This window comes from Paenibacillus sp. A3 (assembly GCF_001399685.1).
Taxonomy (GTDB): domain Bacteria; phylum Bacillota; class Bacilli; order Paenibacillales; family NBRC-103111; genus Paenibacillus_G.
Window position 1 is genome coordinate 27911 of the sequence record NZ_JTHN01000024.1, and the last position, 15899, is coordinate 43809.

A 15899-nucleotide genomic window follows, 5' to 3' on the forward strand; every position below is an offset into this window, starting at 1 on the left:
GAGTTGGCGAACAATCACCTCCAAACAGGGACGAAGCAAGGGAATTCGTTTGTCGAAGCCTATCCCTATGAGATTTTAATAGAGTAGTTGATAATGATGATAGTATAATATTGTAAAATAAGATGCACAAGAACAATTATGTAAATTTATACAATAAAATAAGAAAATGGTATGCAAGCACTACAAAAAAGCGCTCCAAAAGATCGGTAATCCGGTCTCTTCGAGCGCCCGCGAATTTTCAATATATCTTATTTACCATACTTTCGACAGCTTATTCACCGATATTTCGGCAGCCAATCGCCATGCGCCTCGATCAGATCGTCGCACAGCGCCACGATATCATCGATCGACAGCTCTGCCGACGTATGCGGGTCCAGCAACGCGGCATGGTAAATGTGCTCCTTTTTGCCGGTGACGGCCGCTTCCAGCGTCAGCAGCTGGGTGTTGATGTTCGTGCGGTTGAGCGCGGCAAGCTGAGGCGGCAGATCCCCGACATACGTCGGCGTCACGCCGCTCGCATCGACAAGGCACGGCACCTCGACGCACGCTTCCTTCGGCAAATTCGTAATAAGTCCGGTATTCATCACGTTGCCGCCGATCTTGAACGGCTTATCCGTCTCCATCGCTTCGAGCATATACGAGGCGTACTCATTTGAACGGCTGTGTGTCAGGCTCTTGTCGTTGACCAGTTCCTCGCGCATCGTCTTCCATTTCTCGATCTGGTGGATGCAGCGGCGCGGGTATTCGTCCAGCGGAATGTTGAACCGCTCGATCAGCTCGGGGTACTTCTTCTTGATAAAGTAAGGGTGATATTCGGCGTTATGCTCCGAGGATTCCGTCACATAATAGCCGAACCGGAACATCAGCTCGTAGCGCACCATATCCCCATGCTTCTCCTTCTGCTTCTCCGAAGCGCGGCGCTTGATCTCGGGATACAGGTCCACGCCGTCCTTCGTCACCTCCAGCAGCCAGGCCATATGGTTGATGCCAGCGATCTTTGCCTGCACCCCATTGCTGTCCAGCCCCAGGCTGCGGAACAGATGCGGCACACATGCCTGTACGCTGTGGCACAGCCCCACCGTTTTGACACCGCCGTATGTAATCATCGCATTGGTCAAGACCGCCATCGGGTTCGTGTAATTGAAGAACCAGGCGTCCGGACACACCTCTTGGATGTCCTTGGCAAAATCCAGCATGACCGGAATGGTGCGCAGGTTCCGAAAAATACCGCCGATCCCGATCGTATCGGCAATCGTTTGACGTAGGCCGTACTTCTTAGGAATTTCAAAATCCGTAATCGTGCAAGGATCGTACCCGCCGACCTGGATGGCGTTCACGACATATTTCGCGCCGCGCAGCGCTTCCTTCCGGTCCGTATACGCTTTCACCTTGCAGCCGCTGCCGAGTGAGCTTTTCAGATTGTTCAGCATGTTCTCGGAATCCTTCAGCCGCTCCAAGTCGATGTCGAACAATGCCAGCTCGAACTCCTGCAGCGCCGGCGTGAGCATTACGTCGCCGAGCACGTTTTTGGCGAATACGGTACTGCCTGCTCCAAGAAAAGTAATCTTTGCCATCTTTTTTGCCTCCCCGCTTGTGGAAACGTCATGGTCTTGCCTGCTTTGACTATACTCCGCTTCGCCGGGAATGCATATGGACACAAACCACTTTCGTATGGAGAGATGTAGTGCGTCTTATTTCTTTTCAGCCACCCACATTAAAATTTGCAGAACCGTAATCAGCACGAATGCGACCAGCGCCAGGAACGGAATCGTGACGAACCCGAACCAATCGATATAGTCCAAGTCGCATGGAACCGGGCCGCACGCCGCTGCTCCGGTCTTGAACCACTCGGTCTTCTGCATCAGATAATGGTATAACGAAATGCCTCCGCCCCAAATGGACATCGGCAGCACATACAGGTACATATGTCGTTCCTTGCGCACGGCTGCGATGCCCAGTATAATCACGAGTGGATACATCAGGATGCGCTGGTACCAGCACAGCTTGCATGGAGTAAACATCATAATCTCCGAAAAATACAGGCTTCCCAGCGTAGCCGTGAGCGCCACAACCCATGACAGATGGTGCCCGTTCTCCCGGATGGTCTGTTTCCAATTCATTCGTCAATCTCTCCCTTCTTTCTTGTCTACATCATATCAAAACTGACGGAGGTGTACCATCATAGCTCACGTCTATCACGAGGCGGCGTTCAATCCCCACCCCGGCAAAGGCGAGTTGACCGTGCTGTTCGCAGGCCACGCCCAGACCGCAGCGCAGCACAAGGTCGGACCGCAGGTGCTGGACTATCATTTGGTGCATACGGTCGTTTCGGGGCGGGGAAATTTTCGCTGCCTGCATCGGGATTACCGTCTGGAGCGAGGCAACAGCTTCTTTATTTTTCCGGGCGAGCTGGTCACCTACGTTTCGGATTCCTCGGAGCCGTGGGCTTACCGCTGGGTCGGCTTCAAGGGCGAATGTGCGGACGAGTTTTTAAGCAAGGCCGGCATCTCCCCGGATAAACCGGTGATTTCCTCCGACCGATTGCGCCGATTGACAGCGCTTTATTATCAATTGGAAAAGACGCTGCAGCTCGCCAAGCCCGGCTGCGATATGCAAGCAGGCGGTTACTTGCGCCTCTTGCTAGGCGAATATGCACAGGACCGGATGCGGGAGGAGGTGCCGAAAGAAGAAGGCTCGGTCATTCAGCAGCAGGTGGAACAGGCGATTCGGTGGTTGACCCTGCAGTATTATCAGCCGATCTCCATCGAGCAGATGGCCCGGACGCTCGGGTACCACCGGACGCACCTGTCCAAAATGTTCAAGCAGCACACCGGCCTGTCGCCGATGCAGTTTTTGCTAAAAATTCGCATGGAGCGCGCGAAGCTGCTGCTTCAGGGTCCGCTGACGATCGAGCAGGTCGCCTCCTCCGTCGGCTTTGGCGATGCGCTGTACTTCTCCAAGCAGTTCAAAAAATATTGCGGGCACTCGCCCTCCGAATACCGTCACAGCCAGCAGGTCAATCCGTACGACTGCGGAGGAGAGCAACCTTTGGGCAAACCGGCGCGTCTTGGGGGAAGGAAGACTCCAACACACGAACGGAAAGGAGAATGTTCCCGATGAGACGCTATTTCCCGGTAGCCTTGCTTCTGATCTGTGTCCTTGGGCTGGTATGGCCTGCGGGAGAGGCAAACGCGCTATCCTGTGCCAGACAACCGTCCGTCAATGAGGAATTCGCCCGCAGCACGGTCGTATTTCATGGCAAAGCCGTTGGCGAGAGAGGAAACGGAGCAATCACATTCGAAGTGGCAGAGACCTGGAAGGGCGTCACTTCCGGCAAAATCGACGTGCAGGTAAGCACCATGTGGATGCCGGTGCAGCAAGGTGAGGCGTATCTCGTCTACGCTGCCCAGAAAAACGGAGTGCTGACTGCGCACCTCTGCGGCCGAACGGCGCTGTGGGAGCTGAGAAGCGGGGATACGGCGTCTTTTCCCCCGGCATCCTTTACGCCCAAGGGCTCCCCGTCAGCGCCATGGAGCTTGACGGTGATCGGAATGATCGCGATGCTCGTATTTGTGGTTTTGCTGACAAACTTCGTGATTGCACGCCGTGATCCCAAACGAAAATAAGCGGACAGCCGCCTTCAAAGTCGAAAGCGCTGCCCGCTTATTTTCCATGTCTTTTAGAACAATACGGCCTTACACCGAGAAGCTGTACGCTACCTCGTCCGCTTCGTGCCGGACCAGTCCGGTCCATTGCTCCCGCGGCACAAGATCGACCACGGCTTTGACGGCGATCCGGCCGAAATCCAGCTGCGGCACCTGATCAAGCGTCAGCCGGTCGGTCATCAATCTGCCCAGCAGGCCGGGAAAACGGGCTTCCATCTGCTTCAACCGGTACAGCCCGGTTTCAAAGTCCTTGCGCGACGCGTTCACCGAACCTAGCACGCATTTATTCTCCAGTACCAACTCCTGGTTAATCTGGTCGGAGGAAATCCAGATGCTCCGGTTGCCCGGGGTTACCCCGAGGAGCGCCAGCACGCCGTTCGGCCCCAAGGCGGCCATCGCGTCAAACGCGAGCGGGCTGTAGCCCGTGCATTCGAAGATGAGGTCCGCGCGCCGGCCGTTTCGCTGCAGGAACGTCCCCAGCGCGGATACCACGGGAGCGCCCCCTGAGTCCGCCGGGGCTGCCGCTTCGTCTTCCACCCGCGCGTACATCGCTCCGCAGGCCCGTACCAATTCCGCCCCGACCGAATCGTCCGGTGATTTCGACCATACCACGGTATCCAATCCCAGGCACCGGCACGTAAGTGCGGCGAGCAGCCCAAGCGGTCCCGAGCCGAGCACTACAGCCGTTCTCGGCTGCCAGACGAGCCGCTGCTGAATGCGCTGCACCTCGTTCCACACCTTCTCGACAATGCTCTGCGGCTCGGCCAAGATCCCGTAGGCGAGACTTCCCGCGGGCACCTTGACCAAATATCTCGCATCCTCAACATAATAGTCCGACAAATACCCGTGCGCACCCCGGATGCCGCGTTCCGTATACTGCCCCGTTTCGCAGAAGTCCTGCTGCCCGTTGCGGCAGTTGACGCAGCCCGGGTCAGCGCACGGCCTGCGCACCAAGGCGCAGACCGCGTCTCCCGGCGCGAATCCCGTGGCCGGGTCGGCCTCTTCCACGACACCGAGCGATTCGTGCCCGATCGTCAGCGACGTTTCGCCCGCCGGCGGTACGCCGTACTTTTCGCTCATGATCTCGCGGTCCGTCCCGTCAAGCCCGATGCAGAGCACGCGGACGAGCACGTCCGTCTTCGTCTGCCGCCCGGGACGCTTGACCTCGACCAGCTCCAGCTTCGGCGACGCCGCCCCGGCTCCCGCTCCGCCCGCAGGTGCAAGACCGGTTACGCGCACCGTCTTCATCGCTTCTCTCCCGCCGCATGGAGCAGTTGCGCGTCGCTCTGATCCTCGCGGCCCCGTTCCCGGTGCCGGAACAGCTTCAGCTTTGCCAAATATTCCTGCACTACCTTGACGAACGTCGCATGGGACCAGGTCAGCGGCGAAACGGACATCGGCTCGCCGCTGAACGGATGCACCTGTTCGGCCAAAATCCCCGAAGGCAGCGCATGGCTCATTGTCCATCGCAGCAGATCCGCCGCCTCCTTCAGCTCCTCTTCGCTCTTCGCAGCCGCAATCACGTATTCCGCATACCAGAGCGTGCAAATAAACCACGGATTGCCGGGCACCTTGGCGACATCCTTCGTCACCTGATGATAATAATCGTTGGAATACCGGGCGAGCCCTCCCACCTCCGTCTGTACCCAGAGCTGCTGACGGATCGCTGTCATGGTAGAAATAACCCGCGGGTCGTCCGGCGGAAACATTCCGAAGTCGAATATCGCATACATGCTCGCATCCAGCGTCAAATCCGGCTCGTACGCCTGCTTCTCGTCATTCCAATAGAGCGAACGGATAAACCGCTGCTCCTGCTCGGAATAGAGCGAGTGCTCGACCGCCTGCTTCACGCTGGCCGCCTTATCCCGGTAGTGCAGCGCCCTCAGCTTGTCCCCGAAATGCTCGGCGAAGCCCGCGGCGGCAAGCAGCCCTGCATAGACGCTCGCGACCGTGAACAAATGCACGCCGTAGCGTTCCTCCCACAGGTCGTGCGAAGGCAGCGGCAATCCGGAAGCATCGGTATAACGTGCCATAAAATCGGCCGCAGGCAGGACGAGGTTGTCGTAGTCGTCGCGCGCTTCGTCCAGCGTCCGGGCCAGCCGGTGATGATGCCACAGCGCGAACAGCACAAGCGCCGTCTCGTCCTCCTGAATGGCAAGCTGCTTCTCGCCGCGGGCATTGACCCACGGGTGCCAGCTCGAACCGACGGAGCCGTCCGGGTTGTACTTGTGAAGCAAGTAGCCGTCCTCCGACAATCCCTGCTTGCAAAACTGGAAAAATCGTTTCGTCAGCGCATGATAGCCGCTTCGGTCAAGCGCATGCGCAATCAGCGCGCCGTCCCGCGGCCACATATACGAGTACGTGTCGCGCGCAAACTTCAAAATGTCTGAATCGTTGGCGGCCAGAATGGCCCCCCGGTTGTCCGTATTCGTGCGGACCACAAGCAGGCTGCGCTTGTAAAAGGAAGCGATGTCCGGCTCAAGCAGCTTCAAATCGTGCCGGTCGTGTCCGAGCCACTGCCCCCAGTAGTTGTACGTTCGCTGCAGCAGCGCATGCGGCGTAGCCGACCGGACCGTACGCTCCAGCTTGCGGATTTCCTGATCTTCCCGGGCGAAGCAAATCCAGAACCAGGCTTCCTTCGACCCCTTGGCCGGCACCCGCAAGGCCAGTTCGGCCGTTCCGTCAACCGACCCTTGCGCAATCGGATTGCCGCCGAGCCGTCCGTCTTCCGCATCCCGCCATGTTCCTTCGAGCCGGTTCATTTCCTTTTGCCCGGTCGCATACGAAGTCACTCCGGCCTCTTTCTGATCCTGTCCCCGGCACGACAACGTCAAGTACCGGTGCCCCTTGTAAAATACAAGCGATCTCAGCTCCGGGTCGTAGTATACCGTATCTCCCACGCCGTTGCCGTACAAATGCAGATCCAGATGGAAATAGAGCTTCACCTCGCGTTCCCGGTCCCAGTCGTTTTCCACGACTACCTTGCGGATGAATACATTCTCCTGTACGTCTACGCCGTCGCGGAGCTGCAGCTTGAGGCCGAGCCGCTCGTGCGTGCAGGCGACGTTCGTAATCAGGGTATCGTTCAAATAACCGAACTGCTTCTTCAGCTCCGGGTGGTCGATCCAGAAAAAATCTTCCGCCGTCCACACGCCAAAATGCGATAAATGATCCAGCGCTTGATTCTCCTGACCGACATAAGGGAAATAAATATCACGAACATTGTAATGGACGTCAAAATTAATAAGCACGTTGCCGTTGCCTATAGGCAAATCACGGGCCATAACGCTTCATCCCCTTCCTGCTCACCCTAATTTTCCCCATGAGTGGAAGGAATTTATGCATTCGACATAAAAACCCTTCGCATCCTTTGGTATATTATGGTATACTTAAAGTAAATGCAAGAAAAGGCCGACCTGTAGAGGCCAGCCTTCGGTATGAATATGGTTATGGGCAAGTGCCGCTTATTTGCGTTTTCTTCCGTGTTTCACCAAAGTCATGCGACGGGTGTGACGCAGCCAGGAATAATAGGCTTTCAAATCGCGAAGTTGAATATCCTGAGACACGCGGCCCAAGAACGTAACGACAATCATTTTATGCAAAGGATTGCCTGCAATATCGGTCTCATCCTTCAATTCGACAAACTCGGCGACCATCACAAGGTCATCGTCAATCAGGTAAACGTCTTTTTCATTTGCATAATAAGGTTGGACTTTACAGTTCTTCAGTCTTTCCCACAAAAAGGAGCAAATATGCTCAATTCCGCCTTGCTCGTTCTCCACACGCTCCGACCATCGGCTTAGCGCATGGCTGGTAATGACGATATCTGCTACTTTATAACCATTAAATTCAATATAGTAGGGTTCGTAGGTGCTCCAACGATTCATAACTTTGTCTCTCATTACAATCCCACCCCCTTTTGTAACGCTAAAAAAGTGTGCTACTTCTAATGTAGTATTCGTATTACATAGAGTCAAGAGGCAGATAACCATGATAAACGCTTTTTTAGAAATTGCTATTTCCTTTCATACGTTTGTCCATTACAATAGTTTCAGAGAGGAGTGACCAGGTTTGGGACAACCTATTCCCGATTTCGGAAAATTTCTTGAGGGTCTTCGAGGCTCGATGTCTTTGCGAGAAGCGGCTCGCAAAAGCGGTCTATCCCATGCCTACATCCGGGATCTTGAGCTTGAGCGAAACCGTTCGACCAATGACAAAATAACCCCGTCGCCGGATACGCTTCAGAAGCTGTCGGCTGCATACGGCTACCCCTATACCGATTTGATGATTAAGGCAGGGCATCTGATGAGCAGTCATGTTGCATCGTCTTTGGCCCCCAAGCAAAACGAGGATATGGACCTGTCGAACGTCTACTTCATCGAGATCGGCATGAAAGAAATTACGTATTACCAGAAAGGAGCGACAATAACGAGGAGCATTGAGTCGTTGCTTGATTTCAGCAGCTTTTTGGACCGATTGGAAGAGAACGATTTCAAGAAGATGGACACCGACCTTTACGTCAATTTCAATCACATCCGCAAATATGACGAACGGCGCGGCCGGCTTTATTTTAATGAAAACGGCGAGGGCCCGTACGTCACCATCTCAGCAATCCGCCAACGGAAATACCACGAACAACTTCTGCGCAAAGTGGCGATCAACACCAAAAAAAGTCTGGAATTTTCATTCAGCAAAAGCGGCAAATCGGCGGCTTTCTCCACAGTGGAGAAGAACGTCTAGTTTCGTCCTTCACCATTGTGTCTATCACTGCCCGCGAGTGCGAACGACTGCCGCGGGCTATTTTTGTATCCGATTCTGCCAGAAGGAAGGGAGTGAATAACTGTTAGTATTATTCTATGCTTCCGGCTCCTGTTTAGAATGCATTCGCTGAGAGTGTTCATAGTTTTTTAGCCGCTAGCCCTGAAGGTTGTCCTTCTTTAAGTGCTGCCATACTCCAAATTAATCCACGTTACGAAATTTGTCACCCCCTCAAAAGTGTAACCTCTCTTAATAAATTCGCACCTGGGTACGAAATAGCTTCTCCGTGTCCTCAGGCGCCATGTTGACTTTGGCCAGCAGCTTATACGCTTCCTTCAAGTATTCGACGGAATCCGTTCCCGGCTGTTCTTGAAAAAACTGAACGACCTCCAGCAGCATTCCGGTACAGCTCACGTCCCCCAAAGCGAAGCGTGTTTCGGATAAAATCAGCTTGGCCATATGAATGTTACGGCTATTCCAGCTATGCTCAATAATCTGGCGGCAGATCGTTTCCGCATCCTCGTATTCGCCGCATCGGTTATGCAGCTTGGCCAGCCGCAGCCGCGCGATCTCGACAAAATAAGGCTGCTTGGTCGCTTCTCCGATTTCCAGGGAACGGCGCTGATGCTCGAAAGCCAGCTTGTACTCTCCCATATCGGCATACAAATCCCCGATATTATTGTTAAAGATCAGCTCAAAGGACGGATGATACGCAAAATAAGCGGCAGTCTGCTTGTATTCTTCCTCCGCATCCGTATACTTCCCAACGGCCTGGTAGCATTTGCCCAGCAGATTATGCGAGCGGAACCGGGAGATCGGGGAAAGCCTCTTTCTGCTTTTGACAGTCTGAAGGAGCGAAATGGCGGTATGGTATTCTCCGATTCCGTAGCGATAGGCGGACATTGTAAGCTGAACGGAAATGGAAAGCTCCTGCGGGACGCTGTGCCGCTGCACGAGAGCGTAAGCTTCTTCAATCCATTCGGAGGCATGGCCCGGATCGATGTTCACATACATGAACGAAAGCCGGTTTAAGCCGGCGGCAAGCATGGGAATGTCTTGCAGCTCTCGTGCCAGATTAATCCACTGCTTGTATTCTCTCTCGGCTTCCTTGAAATTTTGTCGAACGTCCTCGACAAATGCCCGGAGAGCATGCAGACCGGCCCGGTGCACCGGTTTTACCTCGAACCGTATCCCTTTCAAATATTCCATCCACTTCCGGATCGTCTCGTAGTCCCTTTCTTTCTCGTATCTCTCTTGGAGGTAGTCGAGAATAAGCCCCAGCGCTTTCTGATCGGGGTCCTTCAGACTCATCCGTTCCAGCCAATCGAGAATCGGCATCCCAAGCCGGTCCAGCAGCTTTTCGACGATGGTGATATGCGGAAAGTAGTCCTCATTTTCAATTCGTGAAATCATACTCCGGGTACAAATGCCCTCGGAAAGCTCCTTTTGCAGCATCGGGACGGCTTCGCGCCTGGAGCGAATGAGCTGCCCGAAATAATCCAGGTTCATAGCAAGCTCCCCTCCTTATCTGCTCCAATAATCCATAGATTGCTGCAGTACGATTTGGTGATCCAGTCGAGCTTGGCGTACGTCTCTTGAGGGACGTGGCCGCTTCGCACGCCGGTCATGGATCGGATCTTCAGCCCGCAGTCCAAGAGCAGCCGATGCAGCTCGACCGGCATCAGCATATTGTAATTGGTCGGCTCGCCCCGCAGACGCTTCAATGCATCTTCGTGAGGCAAATTGCCGGGACCGAGACAAGCGATGACCATTCCGCCTCCCGGCTTGATCACCCGAGCCATTTCACGGATCATCCCGTACGGATTCCGCACCCACTCCACCACCGTGCAGCAGAAAACATAGTCGAAAGTCCCGTCTTCCTCGGGAATCGGGTCGCAATCCGATAAATACGCCTCGACCTGCCTTGCCTTGGCATTCTCGACCATGGCCGGAGAAATATCGACGCCCGTCGCGAGAAAGCCCATCTCGTTCAAGCGCTTCGTACCGAGCCCCGGCCCGCAACCGACGTCAAGCACGCGCCGCCCTCCATCCCGGACCGCAAATTTCGCAAAATACTTCAGCAGCAAACTTCGGCTGCCGTTATCCCACAAATCTTCATTTGAAAAGAAGGCGCTAAATTCGTCCCACCATGCTCCGCTATATACGTCATCCGTCATTAGGCGTATCCTCTCTTTTTCCCAGATCGTCGCTCCATTCCGCTTCGGACCGAGCCGTTCCTATGCCAAAACATGGCATAAAGTCGCTTGAAGTTCAGCACGGACTCTTGTAGACTGTAGCTTTGGAGCAAAAAAAGCCTGCTTTGGTTACGTGCAGTACTCTATCTCTAACACTACCAAAGTCCAGGCTTCTTTGCCATGATTGCTTGAACCAAACGTAGTGATGGATTAGAGAGATTGCAAGCTTTTATGAAATTTAATCCGAGTAGGGAAGTGTGCTATGGAAAAGCTTGGTTTGTTTGCTGTTTTATGCGTCATATTTTGGTCCTCTGTTTTTGTCCTGACTTTGGCGTTATTCCGACAAAATATCAAACCCCATCTTAAGAGCATTATCATAAGCGCCCTCATCATGACTCAAATTTCACTCATCACGCAAACAAAACTTCTGCTTTTGGGACTAGCCGTTTTGCAGCCGTTTTTTACGATTCTCTGTTTCAGTCTTTTTTTCAGGCTTCGTCTGACGAGTGCAGGATTGGTCAGTGTTATCGTACTGTTGTATAACTTGATTTCGGAAATGCTGATGTACTTACTCATTACCCGTTTTCAATTGGAAGCGTTTGTTGCCTTGGCTATGGAAGCGACACTTTTACCTGCCGTTTTCTTAAGTTTGCTAAATTCGATAACAGCACTGGTGCTTTCAAAGTTGCGTGTGGGATTTACCTTCGTTCAATTTAACCCCAAAATGGCTTCTACGAATCCGGGCTATACGAAGAGTTTATTTTTCATCATGAGCGGTGGGCTTATTTTGTTGATGGCTATTATTTCATCTTTGTTTGTTGTAGGAACAAAAAGCGTGCTGGCCTATAGTCTGGGCACCGTTATTTTGATAGCTCTTATCCATTATTTATATGTTAAAGAAGTAGCGGATACTTAGGAGGGTGTATGGAGGTAATATGAATTTTGCATCGCAGTCTAATATCATTTAAAAACCTGTATGAAGAAATGCAAAGTGGAACATCTCGCACTTTTTACTGTTTTATGCATAACGTGGTGGTCTTCCCTATTTACCCTGTCTCTAACGTTGTTCAGACAAAAAATCAAGCCTCTCTTGAAAGCATCGTTATCAGTTCTCTTATCATGACTCAAATTTCGATCATCAAACAGACCAAATTTCCGACCATCGGATATATTGTTTTGCAACCTGGGTTTACCGTTCTTTGTTTTTTCTTTTCTTCAGACTTTGTCTGATGCATGCCCTTCTAATTACTCTCGTATTTATTTGTATACAATCACCTCAGAGATGCTGTTCTATGTTTTGGTAGGCCGTTTTCATATCGAAACCATAATTAAGTTACTTAAAGAGAGTAAGGTTTTACCTGGTATTTTCTTGAGCAGTTTAAATTTGTCGATAACAGGAATTCTTTTAAAATTACGCATCGGATTTACTTTTATCTCGTTTAATCATAAAAAACGTCATACAAACAACCGTTTGACTAAAATTTTATTTTTGTTATTAGCTTCTGGTCTTATAATTAATGATGCTTATTATTTTTTCCGTGTTCTTTTGGAAGACACATATCTTTTTAACTTTTGGAATTGGAACTATTTAACTTTCGATTTGGAACCATTTTATTTAATAGGTCTTATCCATTATTTGTACGTAAGGGAATTGTTGGATATGTAGAAACTAAAATAATTGCTCTTCATGGAACCTAATCAAATCTGATACTACAAATATAAAAACAAATAAAATTCTTCAATATTCGACAAAACTCGCTTGTGTCCTTATTAGAAGTATAATACACTTAAATTAATTTATTTTTAGAAATCTCTTCCTTTACCGATGGTCGATATATTAACACACTCTTTGATCTGAGACTTTTTTACTACCGCCAGACTATAAAGTATTTTTTCAAAAAAACAACAAAGGGTGCTTCAATTCATGAATTTAATGATTAAAATATTTTTTTCTTCAATAGAATTAAGTGCCATGATTGTTTTCTCTTTAACGCTTTTTCGTTTTCAATACAAGTACTATCTCCCTAAAATATATGGTGCAGCTTTGCTAATGTCACTAGTAACATACTACTTCCGAGAATTTACTGAATTAAAAGATCTTGCTATTTTACCTACCCTTTCGACGCAAATAATTTTAATTATGTTCATTTATAGGATTCCCTTTTTCTATTCAACTCTTCTTTGTATTTGTGGATACATAGGCGGTAGTGTAATTGAAGTCTTTTTGATGATTGCAGGAGTTAATTTACAGGTATTTACTGGTGAAGAGCTACAACAATCGGCTTTAGTACTAGGTTCTGTTCAAATTTCTACGGCAGTTATACTTTCTATAATTACTTTCCTGTTACAGAGAAGAAAAATAGGATTTCTCTTTAAAACCAAATATTTAACCTTTAAGACAGCCCTTAAGGGATATAATTTCATTTTATCTGCTATCCTGGTGGTTAGCGTTATTTTGGTTCATCTCGAATTAAGCTCATTTAACCAGAGTTCTTTTAGTATCGCTTTAACCTTAATAATGGGGGGTATTTTTTTAACCGGTATTCTAATTGCCTACAAGCATAATAAAACTATCATTCGTGAAACATACGAAAGGCCGGTAAAAGATGAATTGGATCGAGCTATCCGCGAACAAGATCGCAAAAATCATACGTGAGAATTATCCGTATGCGGCTTCTGAAAAAGTATTGATATACTCCTTAAGTCTACTTATCAATACTACAACTGCTATCTTAGCAACACTTTTAATTTGTTTTTATACCGGACATCTTTCCGAAGCTTTTATTACAATTATGATTTTCTTGTTGTTACGCTATTTAAGCGGAGGTTTTCATCTCAAATCTGCGGTTGCATGCTGCATGTTTTCAACATGCTTATTAATTGGATTATCGCATGTTAATTTTGAATACTTAAAATACGGTCCGATCTTAGATACCGTTAGTATCATAATTTTTATATTAAAAGCCCCGGAAGGTTTGGAAAACGTTAGTCGTATTAATCCAAAGTTTTACCCATTATTAAAAATATTGTGTGTTATTTTAGTGGGTATGAACTTTTTTCTTCATTCCTCATTACTTTCAGCTATTTTTATTGCTCAAGCGTTCACTCTTACAAAAATCGCATACTTATTGGTTTTCTTATTAGAAAGTAGGTGGAATAGTGAAATATAGACTTGCAAAATATGCAAATTCCGTTCTTGCAATCCTCGCAATATTTTTTGCTTTTACGAGCACTTTGGTTGCGTACCGCCCAGAAACACCGGAAGAACTTCTCAAGAAATAACGCCTTTGCTTTCTGGCTGGTAGTCCACAGCTCTGCCAGCCATATCCGTGCCCGTGGAGCTGAACAAGAGGTCGAGTGAAAGCGAAATCATCATTCATTCCCCGGACGAACAATATTACTTCGATGTCTCCCCACATGCTGGACAGCTCCAACCTTGTTAAGGCCCCCCAAATATGACGCCTGCAAGGGCGATTTATTTCTCCCCTCTAGCCACCTCTCCTCCTCCGATTACGTCCCTAAATTTTCCGAAGAAGTTTATTTGAGCACATTTTCACAGAAACGGACGATTGCCATCTTCTCCGCTAAGAAGCAGACGGTTGGCCCACAGGCTGTCCGATGACGTTCGAAGATGACTTCGTCCTTCACCGAAAGCCTTAAGACGAAAAACAGCTCGATTTCTTTTCTCCCAAGGTTGCGACAAGATTCCAGGGTACATTTTGAGTTTCCTCTTCATGCAACTTTTTTCGCTGTATTTCGTTTATAAAGGAGGATGGAGTCTAACCATACCATGGAAAGGATTTGAATTATGTCCGTACCGATGCCCGGCAGCCCTCGTCCTCAGACGACCGCTGCCGCTGCCGCAAAGAAAAAAAAGAAGCCGGTTAAAAAGAAGAAACGGCGTTCGTCCACCTTGGCCTCAATTACACTTTATACGTTCTTCTTCATGTTTTTGTTCGGAAGTGTGTTCAGCTTGTGGTTTTTTCTAACGGAAACCGGCACGAATCTGCGCATGATGATGGCAGATACAATTATTTCGACACAGCACCGCGATTGGGCAAAATACCTCATCGGCGAGGAAGAGCTCAAAAAACGGGTTGACCGGTACTGGGCGCAGTTCGACAAGTATTCCGAAATCAAGGATAAGGACCTTGTGCGCGTAGACCATAAACCGGCGACAACGGTCGTCGAAAAAAAGCCTCCTGTTGAGATAGAAGACATTGAGGGGAAAAATTTTAAAGGCAAGCTGCTGATCGTAAACGATCCGAAATCGCTGCGCATCGCCGTCCCGGGCACACGCGGCAAGGGAGAAAAGGTTTCCTCGATGGTTAAACGACTGGGGGCCATTGCCGGCGTCAATGCGGGCGGGTTCGTCGATCCGGAATGGAAAGGCAACGGCTTTCAGCCGACCGGCCTCGTCATGTCGGGAGGAAAGATCTTCTATAACGACGGCGGTATGAACACGCGCAATCACATCGTTGCCATCGATAAAGAAGGCAAGCTGATTGCAGGCAAATATACGCCAAACGAGTTGACCAAGATGGGCGTTCAGGAAGCGGTCACCTTCGCTCCGAAGTTTATCGTCAACGGCGTGGGCATGATCAAAAATCAGGCCGACGGCTGGGGGATCGCCCCCCGCACCTCGATGGCGCAAAAAGCCGACGGTACTATCATGTTCGCCATCATCGACGGACGCCAGCCGGGATACAGCATCGGGGCGACGTTGTATGATATCCAGAATATTTTTCTGGAGCATGGCGCGGTTACAGCGGCCAACCTGGACGGCGGCTCATCGACCGTACTGGTCAAGGATAACAAGATCTTGAACAAGCCTTCCAGCGAGTACGGCGAACGGTATTTGCCTACCGCCTGGCTGGTGTTCGAAGACCCGTCCAAAGCGAATATCAAGAACATTTGGGAAGGACTCGACCCAAGCAAGATCGATCCGTCCAAATGGTAATCATCCGTCAAAAACCAAACGGGATCTCAGGCATAACGCCGAAGATCCCGTTTTTTTTGCAAATCCCGAGCTTAGTGCTCCTCGCGTTCGACCGTCGTAGCTGCTATAGACGCTTCGGCTGCGGCTACATCGTCTGTGCCGTTTTCCGATTTGCCGCTGCGCCACGATTTCACTTCCTGACTCACTTGAACCGCCGCCTGCTTCGCTTTTCCCGCCATCTACAACGTCTGTGCGTCATAACCCTTCCGCCGCAGCCTGCGCCTTATCCGATCCGGCGGTGGTGCTCTCCTTCCACTTTTCCCCAAAATCTCTTCACAGTTT

Annotated in this window: 15 protein-coding genes; 7 read left to right on the top strand and 8 right to left on the bottom strand. The window is 50.2% G+C overall.

Features of this window, described 5'->3' with window-relative positions; translation table 11 throughout:
- Nucleotides 1-275: 275 nt before the first annotated feature.
- Both QJ48_RS03070 and QJ48_RS03075 read right to left on the bottom strand, forming a co-directional pair.
- Nucleotides 276-1574, bottom strand: a complete 1299-nt coding sequence (locus QJ48_RS03070) for an alpha-glucosidase/alpha-galactosidase (protein WP_054972188.1) — start codon at nucleotides 1572-1574, stop codon at nucleotides 276-278.
- Between the two features lie 117 nt (nucleotides 1575-1691).
- Nucleotides 1692-2120, bottom strand: coding sequence for a disulfide oxidoreductase (locus tag QJ48_RS03075; RefSeq protein ID WP_054972189.1), 429 nt, complete (start codon nucleotides 2118-2120; stop codon nucleotides 1692-1694).
- A gap of 121 nt (nucleotides 2121-2241) precedes the next feature.
- On the opposite strand from QJ48_RS03075, the gene QJ48_RS03080 reads away from it, so the two are divergent.
- Together QJ48_RS03080 and QJ48_RS03085 are read left to right on the top strand one after the other, a co-directional pair.
- Nucleotides 2242-3120, top strand: coding sequence for an AraC family transcriptional regulator (locus QJ48_RS03080; RefSeq protein WP_237762790.1), 879 nt, complete (start codon nucleotides 2242-2244; stop codon nucleotides 3118-3120).
- Nucleotides 3117-3626: a hypothetical protein gene (locus tag QJ48_RS03085; protein ID WP_054972190.1), complete on the top strand. Its 510-nt coding sequence runs from the start codon at nucleotides 3117-3119 to the stop codon at nucleotides 3624-3626. The genes QJ48_RS03080 and QJ48_RS03085 overlap by 4 nt, the downstream gene beginning before the upstream one ends.
- A gap of 69 nt (nucleotides 3627-3695) precedes the next feature.
- Here QJ48_RS03085 and QJ48_RS03090 read toward each other — a convergent pair whose 3' ends face one another.
- From QJ48_RS03090 to QJ48_RS03100, 3 genes are all read right to left on the bottom strand, one after another.
- Nucleotides 3696-4913, bottom strand: coding sequence for a glucose 1-dehydrogenase (locus QJ48_RS03090; RefSeq protein ID WP_054972191.1), 1218 nt, complete (start codon nucleotides 4911-4913; stop codon nucleotides 3696-3698).
- Entirely contained in the window at nucleotides 4910-6949 is a 2040-nt protein-coding gene (locus QJ48_RS03095; protein WP_054972192.1) for a glycoside hydrolase family 15 protein, read from the bottom strand. Before QJ48_RS03095 ends, QJ48_RS03090 begins: the two co-directional genes overlap by 4 nt.
- Before the next feature lie 180 nt (nucleotides 6950-7129).
- Complete coding sequence (locus QJ48_RS03100) at nucleotides 7130-7567, bottom strand: hypothetical protein (RefSeq protein ID WP_036682434.1); 438 nt, start codon at nucleotides 7565-7567, stop codon at nucleotides 7130-7132.
- Between the two features lie 223 nt (nucleotides 7568-7790).
- Between QJ48_RS03100 and QJ48_RS03105 the strand changes: the two genes are divergently transcribed.
- Nucleotides 7791-8405 (top strand): helix-turn-helix transcriptional regulator, encoded by a 615-nt coding sequence (locus tag QJ48_RS03105; protein ID WP_237762791.1) that lies wholly within the window; start codon nucleotides 7791-7793, stop codon nucleotides 8403-8405.
- 267 nt (nucleotides 8406-8672) lie between these two features.
- Here QJ48_RS03105 and QJ48_RS03110 read toward each other — a convergent pair whose 3' ends face one another.
- A complete protein-coding gene (locus QJ48_RS03110) occupies nucleotides 8673-9932 on the bottom strand; it encodes a helix-turn-helix domain-containing protein (RefSeq protein WP_054972194.1) in 1260 nt (419 codons plus the stop codon).
- Nucleotides 9929-10600 carry a class I SAM-dependent methyltransferase gene (locus tag QJ48_RS03115; RefSeq protein ID WP_054972195.1) on the bottom strand — a complete coding sequence of 224 codons (672 nt, stop codon included), beginning with the start codon at nucleotides 10598-10600 and terminating at the stop codon, nucleotides 9929-9931. Before QJ48_RS03115 ends, QJ48_RS03110 begins: the two co-directional genes overlap by 4 nt.
- Nucleotides 10601-10880: 280 nt before the next feature.
- On the opposite strand from QJ48_RS03115, the gene QJ48_RS03120 reads away from it, so the two are divergent.
- The 4 genes from QJ48_RS03120 (at nucleotide 10881) to QJ48_RS03130 (ending at nucleotide 15578) form a co-directional block, all read left to right on the top strand.
- Nucleotides 10881-11534, top strand: coding sequence for a hypothetical protein (locus QJ48_RS03120; RefSeq protein WP_054972196.1), 654 nt, complete (start codon nucleotides 10881-10883; stop codon nucleotides 11532-11534).
- Nucleotides 11535-12542: 1008 nt separating this feature from the next.
- Nucleotides 12543-13274 carry a hypothetical protein gene (locus tag QJ48_RS03125; RefSeq protein ID WP_054972197.1) on the top strand — a complete coding sequence of 244 codons (732 nt, stop codon included), beginning with the start codon at nucleotides 12543-12545 and terminating at the stop codon, nucleotides 13272-13274.
- Nucleotides 13225-13788: an accessory gene regulator B family protein gene (locus tag QJ48_RS39425; protein ID WP_082420313.1), complete on the top strand. Its 564-nt coding sequence runs from the start codon at nucleotides 13225-13227 to the stop codon at nucleotides 13786-13788. The genes QJ48_RS03125 and QJ48_RS39425 overlap by 50 nt, the downstream gene beginning before the upstream one ends.
- Before the next feature lie 638 nt (nucleotides 13789-14426).
- The gene (locus QJ48_RS03130) at nucleotides 14427-15578 is read left to right on the top strand and encodes a phosphodiester glycosidase family protein (protein WP_082420314.1); all 1152 of its coding nucleotides are present in this window, start codon (nucleotides 14427-14429) and stop codon (nucleotides 15576-15578) included.
- A gap of 71 nt (nucleotides 15579-15649) precedes the next feature.
- On the opposite strand, the gene QJ48_RS36575 is transcribed toward QJ48_RS03130, so the two are convergent.
- Entirely contained in the window at nucleotides 15650-15796 is a 147-nt protein-coding gene (locus QJ48_RS36575; protein ID WP_157261488.1) for a hypothetical protein, read from the bottom strand.
- Between the last annotated feature and the right edge of the window lie 103 nt (nucleotides 15797-15899).

Bases quoted from the DNA above. Each gene is read 5' to 3' on its own strand.
- QJ48_RS03070 (WP_054972188.1), bottom strand. From the start codon at position 1,574: ATGGCAAAGATTACTTTTCTTGGAGCAGGCAGTACCGTATTCGCCAAA.
- QJ48_RS03075 (WP_054972189.1), bottom strand. From the start codon at position 2,120: ATGAATTGGAAACAGACCATCCGGGAGAACGGGCACCATCTGTCATGG.
- QJ48_RS03085 (WP_054972190.1), top strand. From the start codon at position 3,117: ATGAGACGCTATTTCCCGGTAGCCTTGCTTCTGATCTGTGTCCTTGGG.
- QJ48_RS03090 (WP_054972191.1), bottom strand. From the start codon at position 4,913: ATGAAGACGGTGCGCGTAACCGGTCTTGCACCTGCGGGCGGAGCGGGA.
- QJ48_RS03095 (WP_054972192.1), bottom strand. From the start codon at position 6,949: ATGGCCCGTGATTTGCCTATAGGCAACGGCAACGTGCTTATTAATTTT.
- QJ48_RS03100 (WP_036682434.1), bottom strand. From the start codon at position 7,567: ATGAGAGACAAAGTTATGAATCGTTGGAGCACCTACGAACCCTACTAT.
- QJ48_RS03105 (WP_237762791.1), top strand. From the start codon at position 7,791: ATGTCTTTGCGAGAAGCGGCTCGCAAAAGCGGTCTATCCCATGCCTAC.
- QJ48_RS03110 (WP_054972194.1), bottom strand. From the start codon at position 9,932: ATGAACCTGGATTATTTCGGGCAGCTCATTCGCTCCAGGCGCGAAGCC.
- QJ48_RS03115 (WP_054972195.1), bottom strand. From the start codon at position 10,600: ATGACGGATGACGTATATAGCGGAGCATGGTGGGACGAATTTAGCGCC.
- QJ48_RS03120 (WP_054972196.1), top strand. From the start codon at position 10,881: ATGGAAAAGCTTGGTTTGTTTGCTGTTTTATGCGTCATATTTTGGTCC.
- QJ48_RS03125 (WP_054972197.1), top strand. From the start codon at position 12,543: ATGAATTTAATGATTAAAATATTTTTTTCTTCAATAGAATTAAGTGCC.
- QJ48_RS39425 (WP_082420313.1), top strand. From the start codon at position 13,225: ATGAATTGGATCGAGCTATCCGCGAACAAGATCGCAAAAATCATACGT.
- QJ48_RS03130 (WP_082420314.1), top strand. From the start codon at position 14,427: ATGTCCGTACCGATGCCCGGCAGCCCTCGTCCTCAGACGACCGCTGCC.
- QJ48_RS36575 (WP_157261488.1), bottom strand. From the start codon at position 15,796: ATGGCGGGAAAAGCGAAGCAGGCGGCGGTTCAAGTGAGTCAGGAAGTG.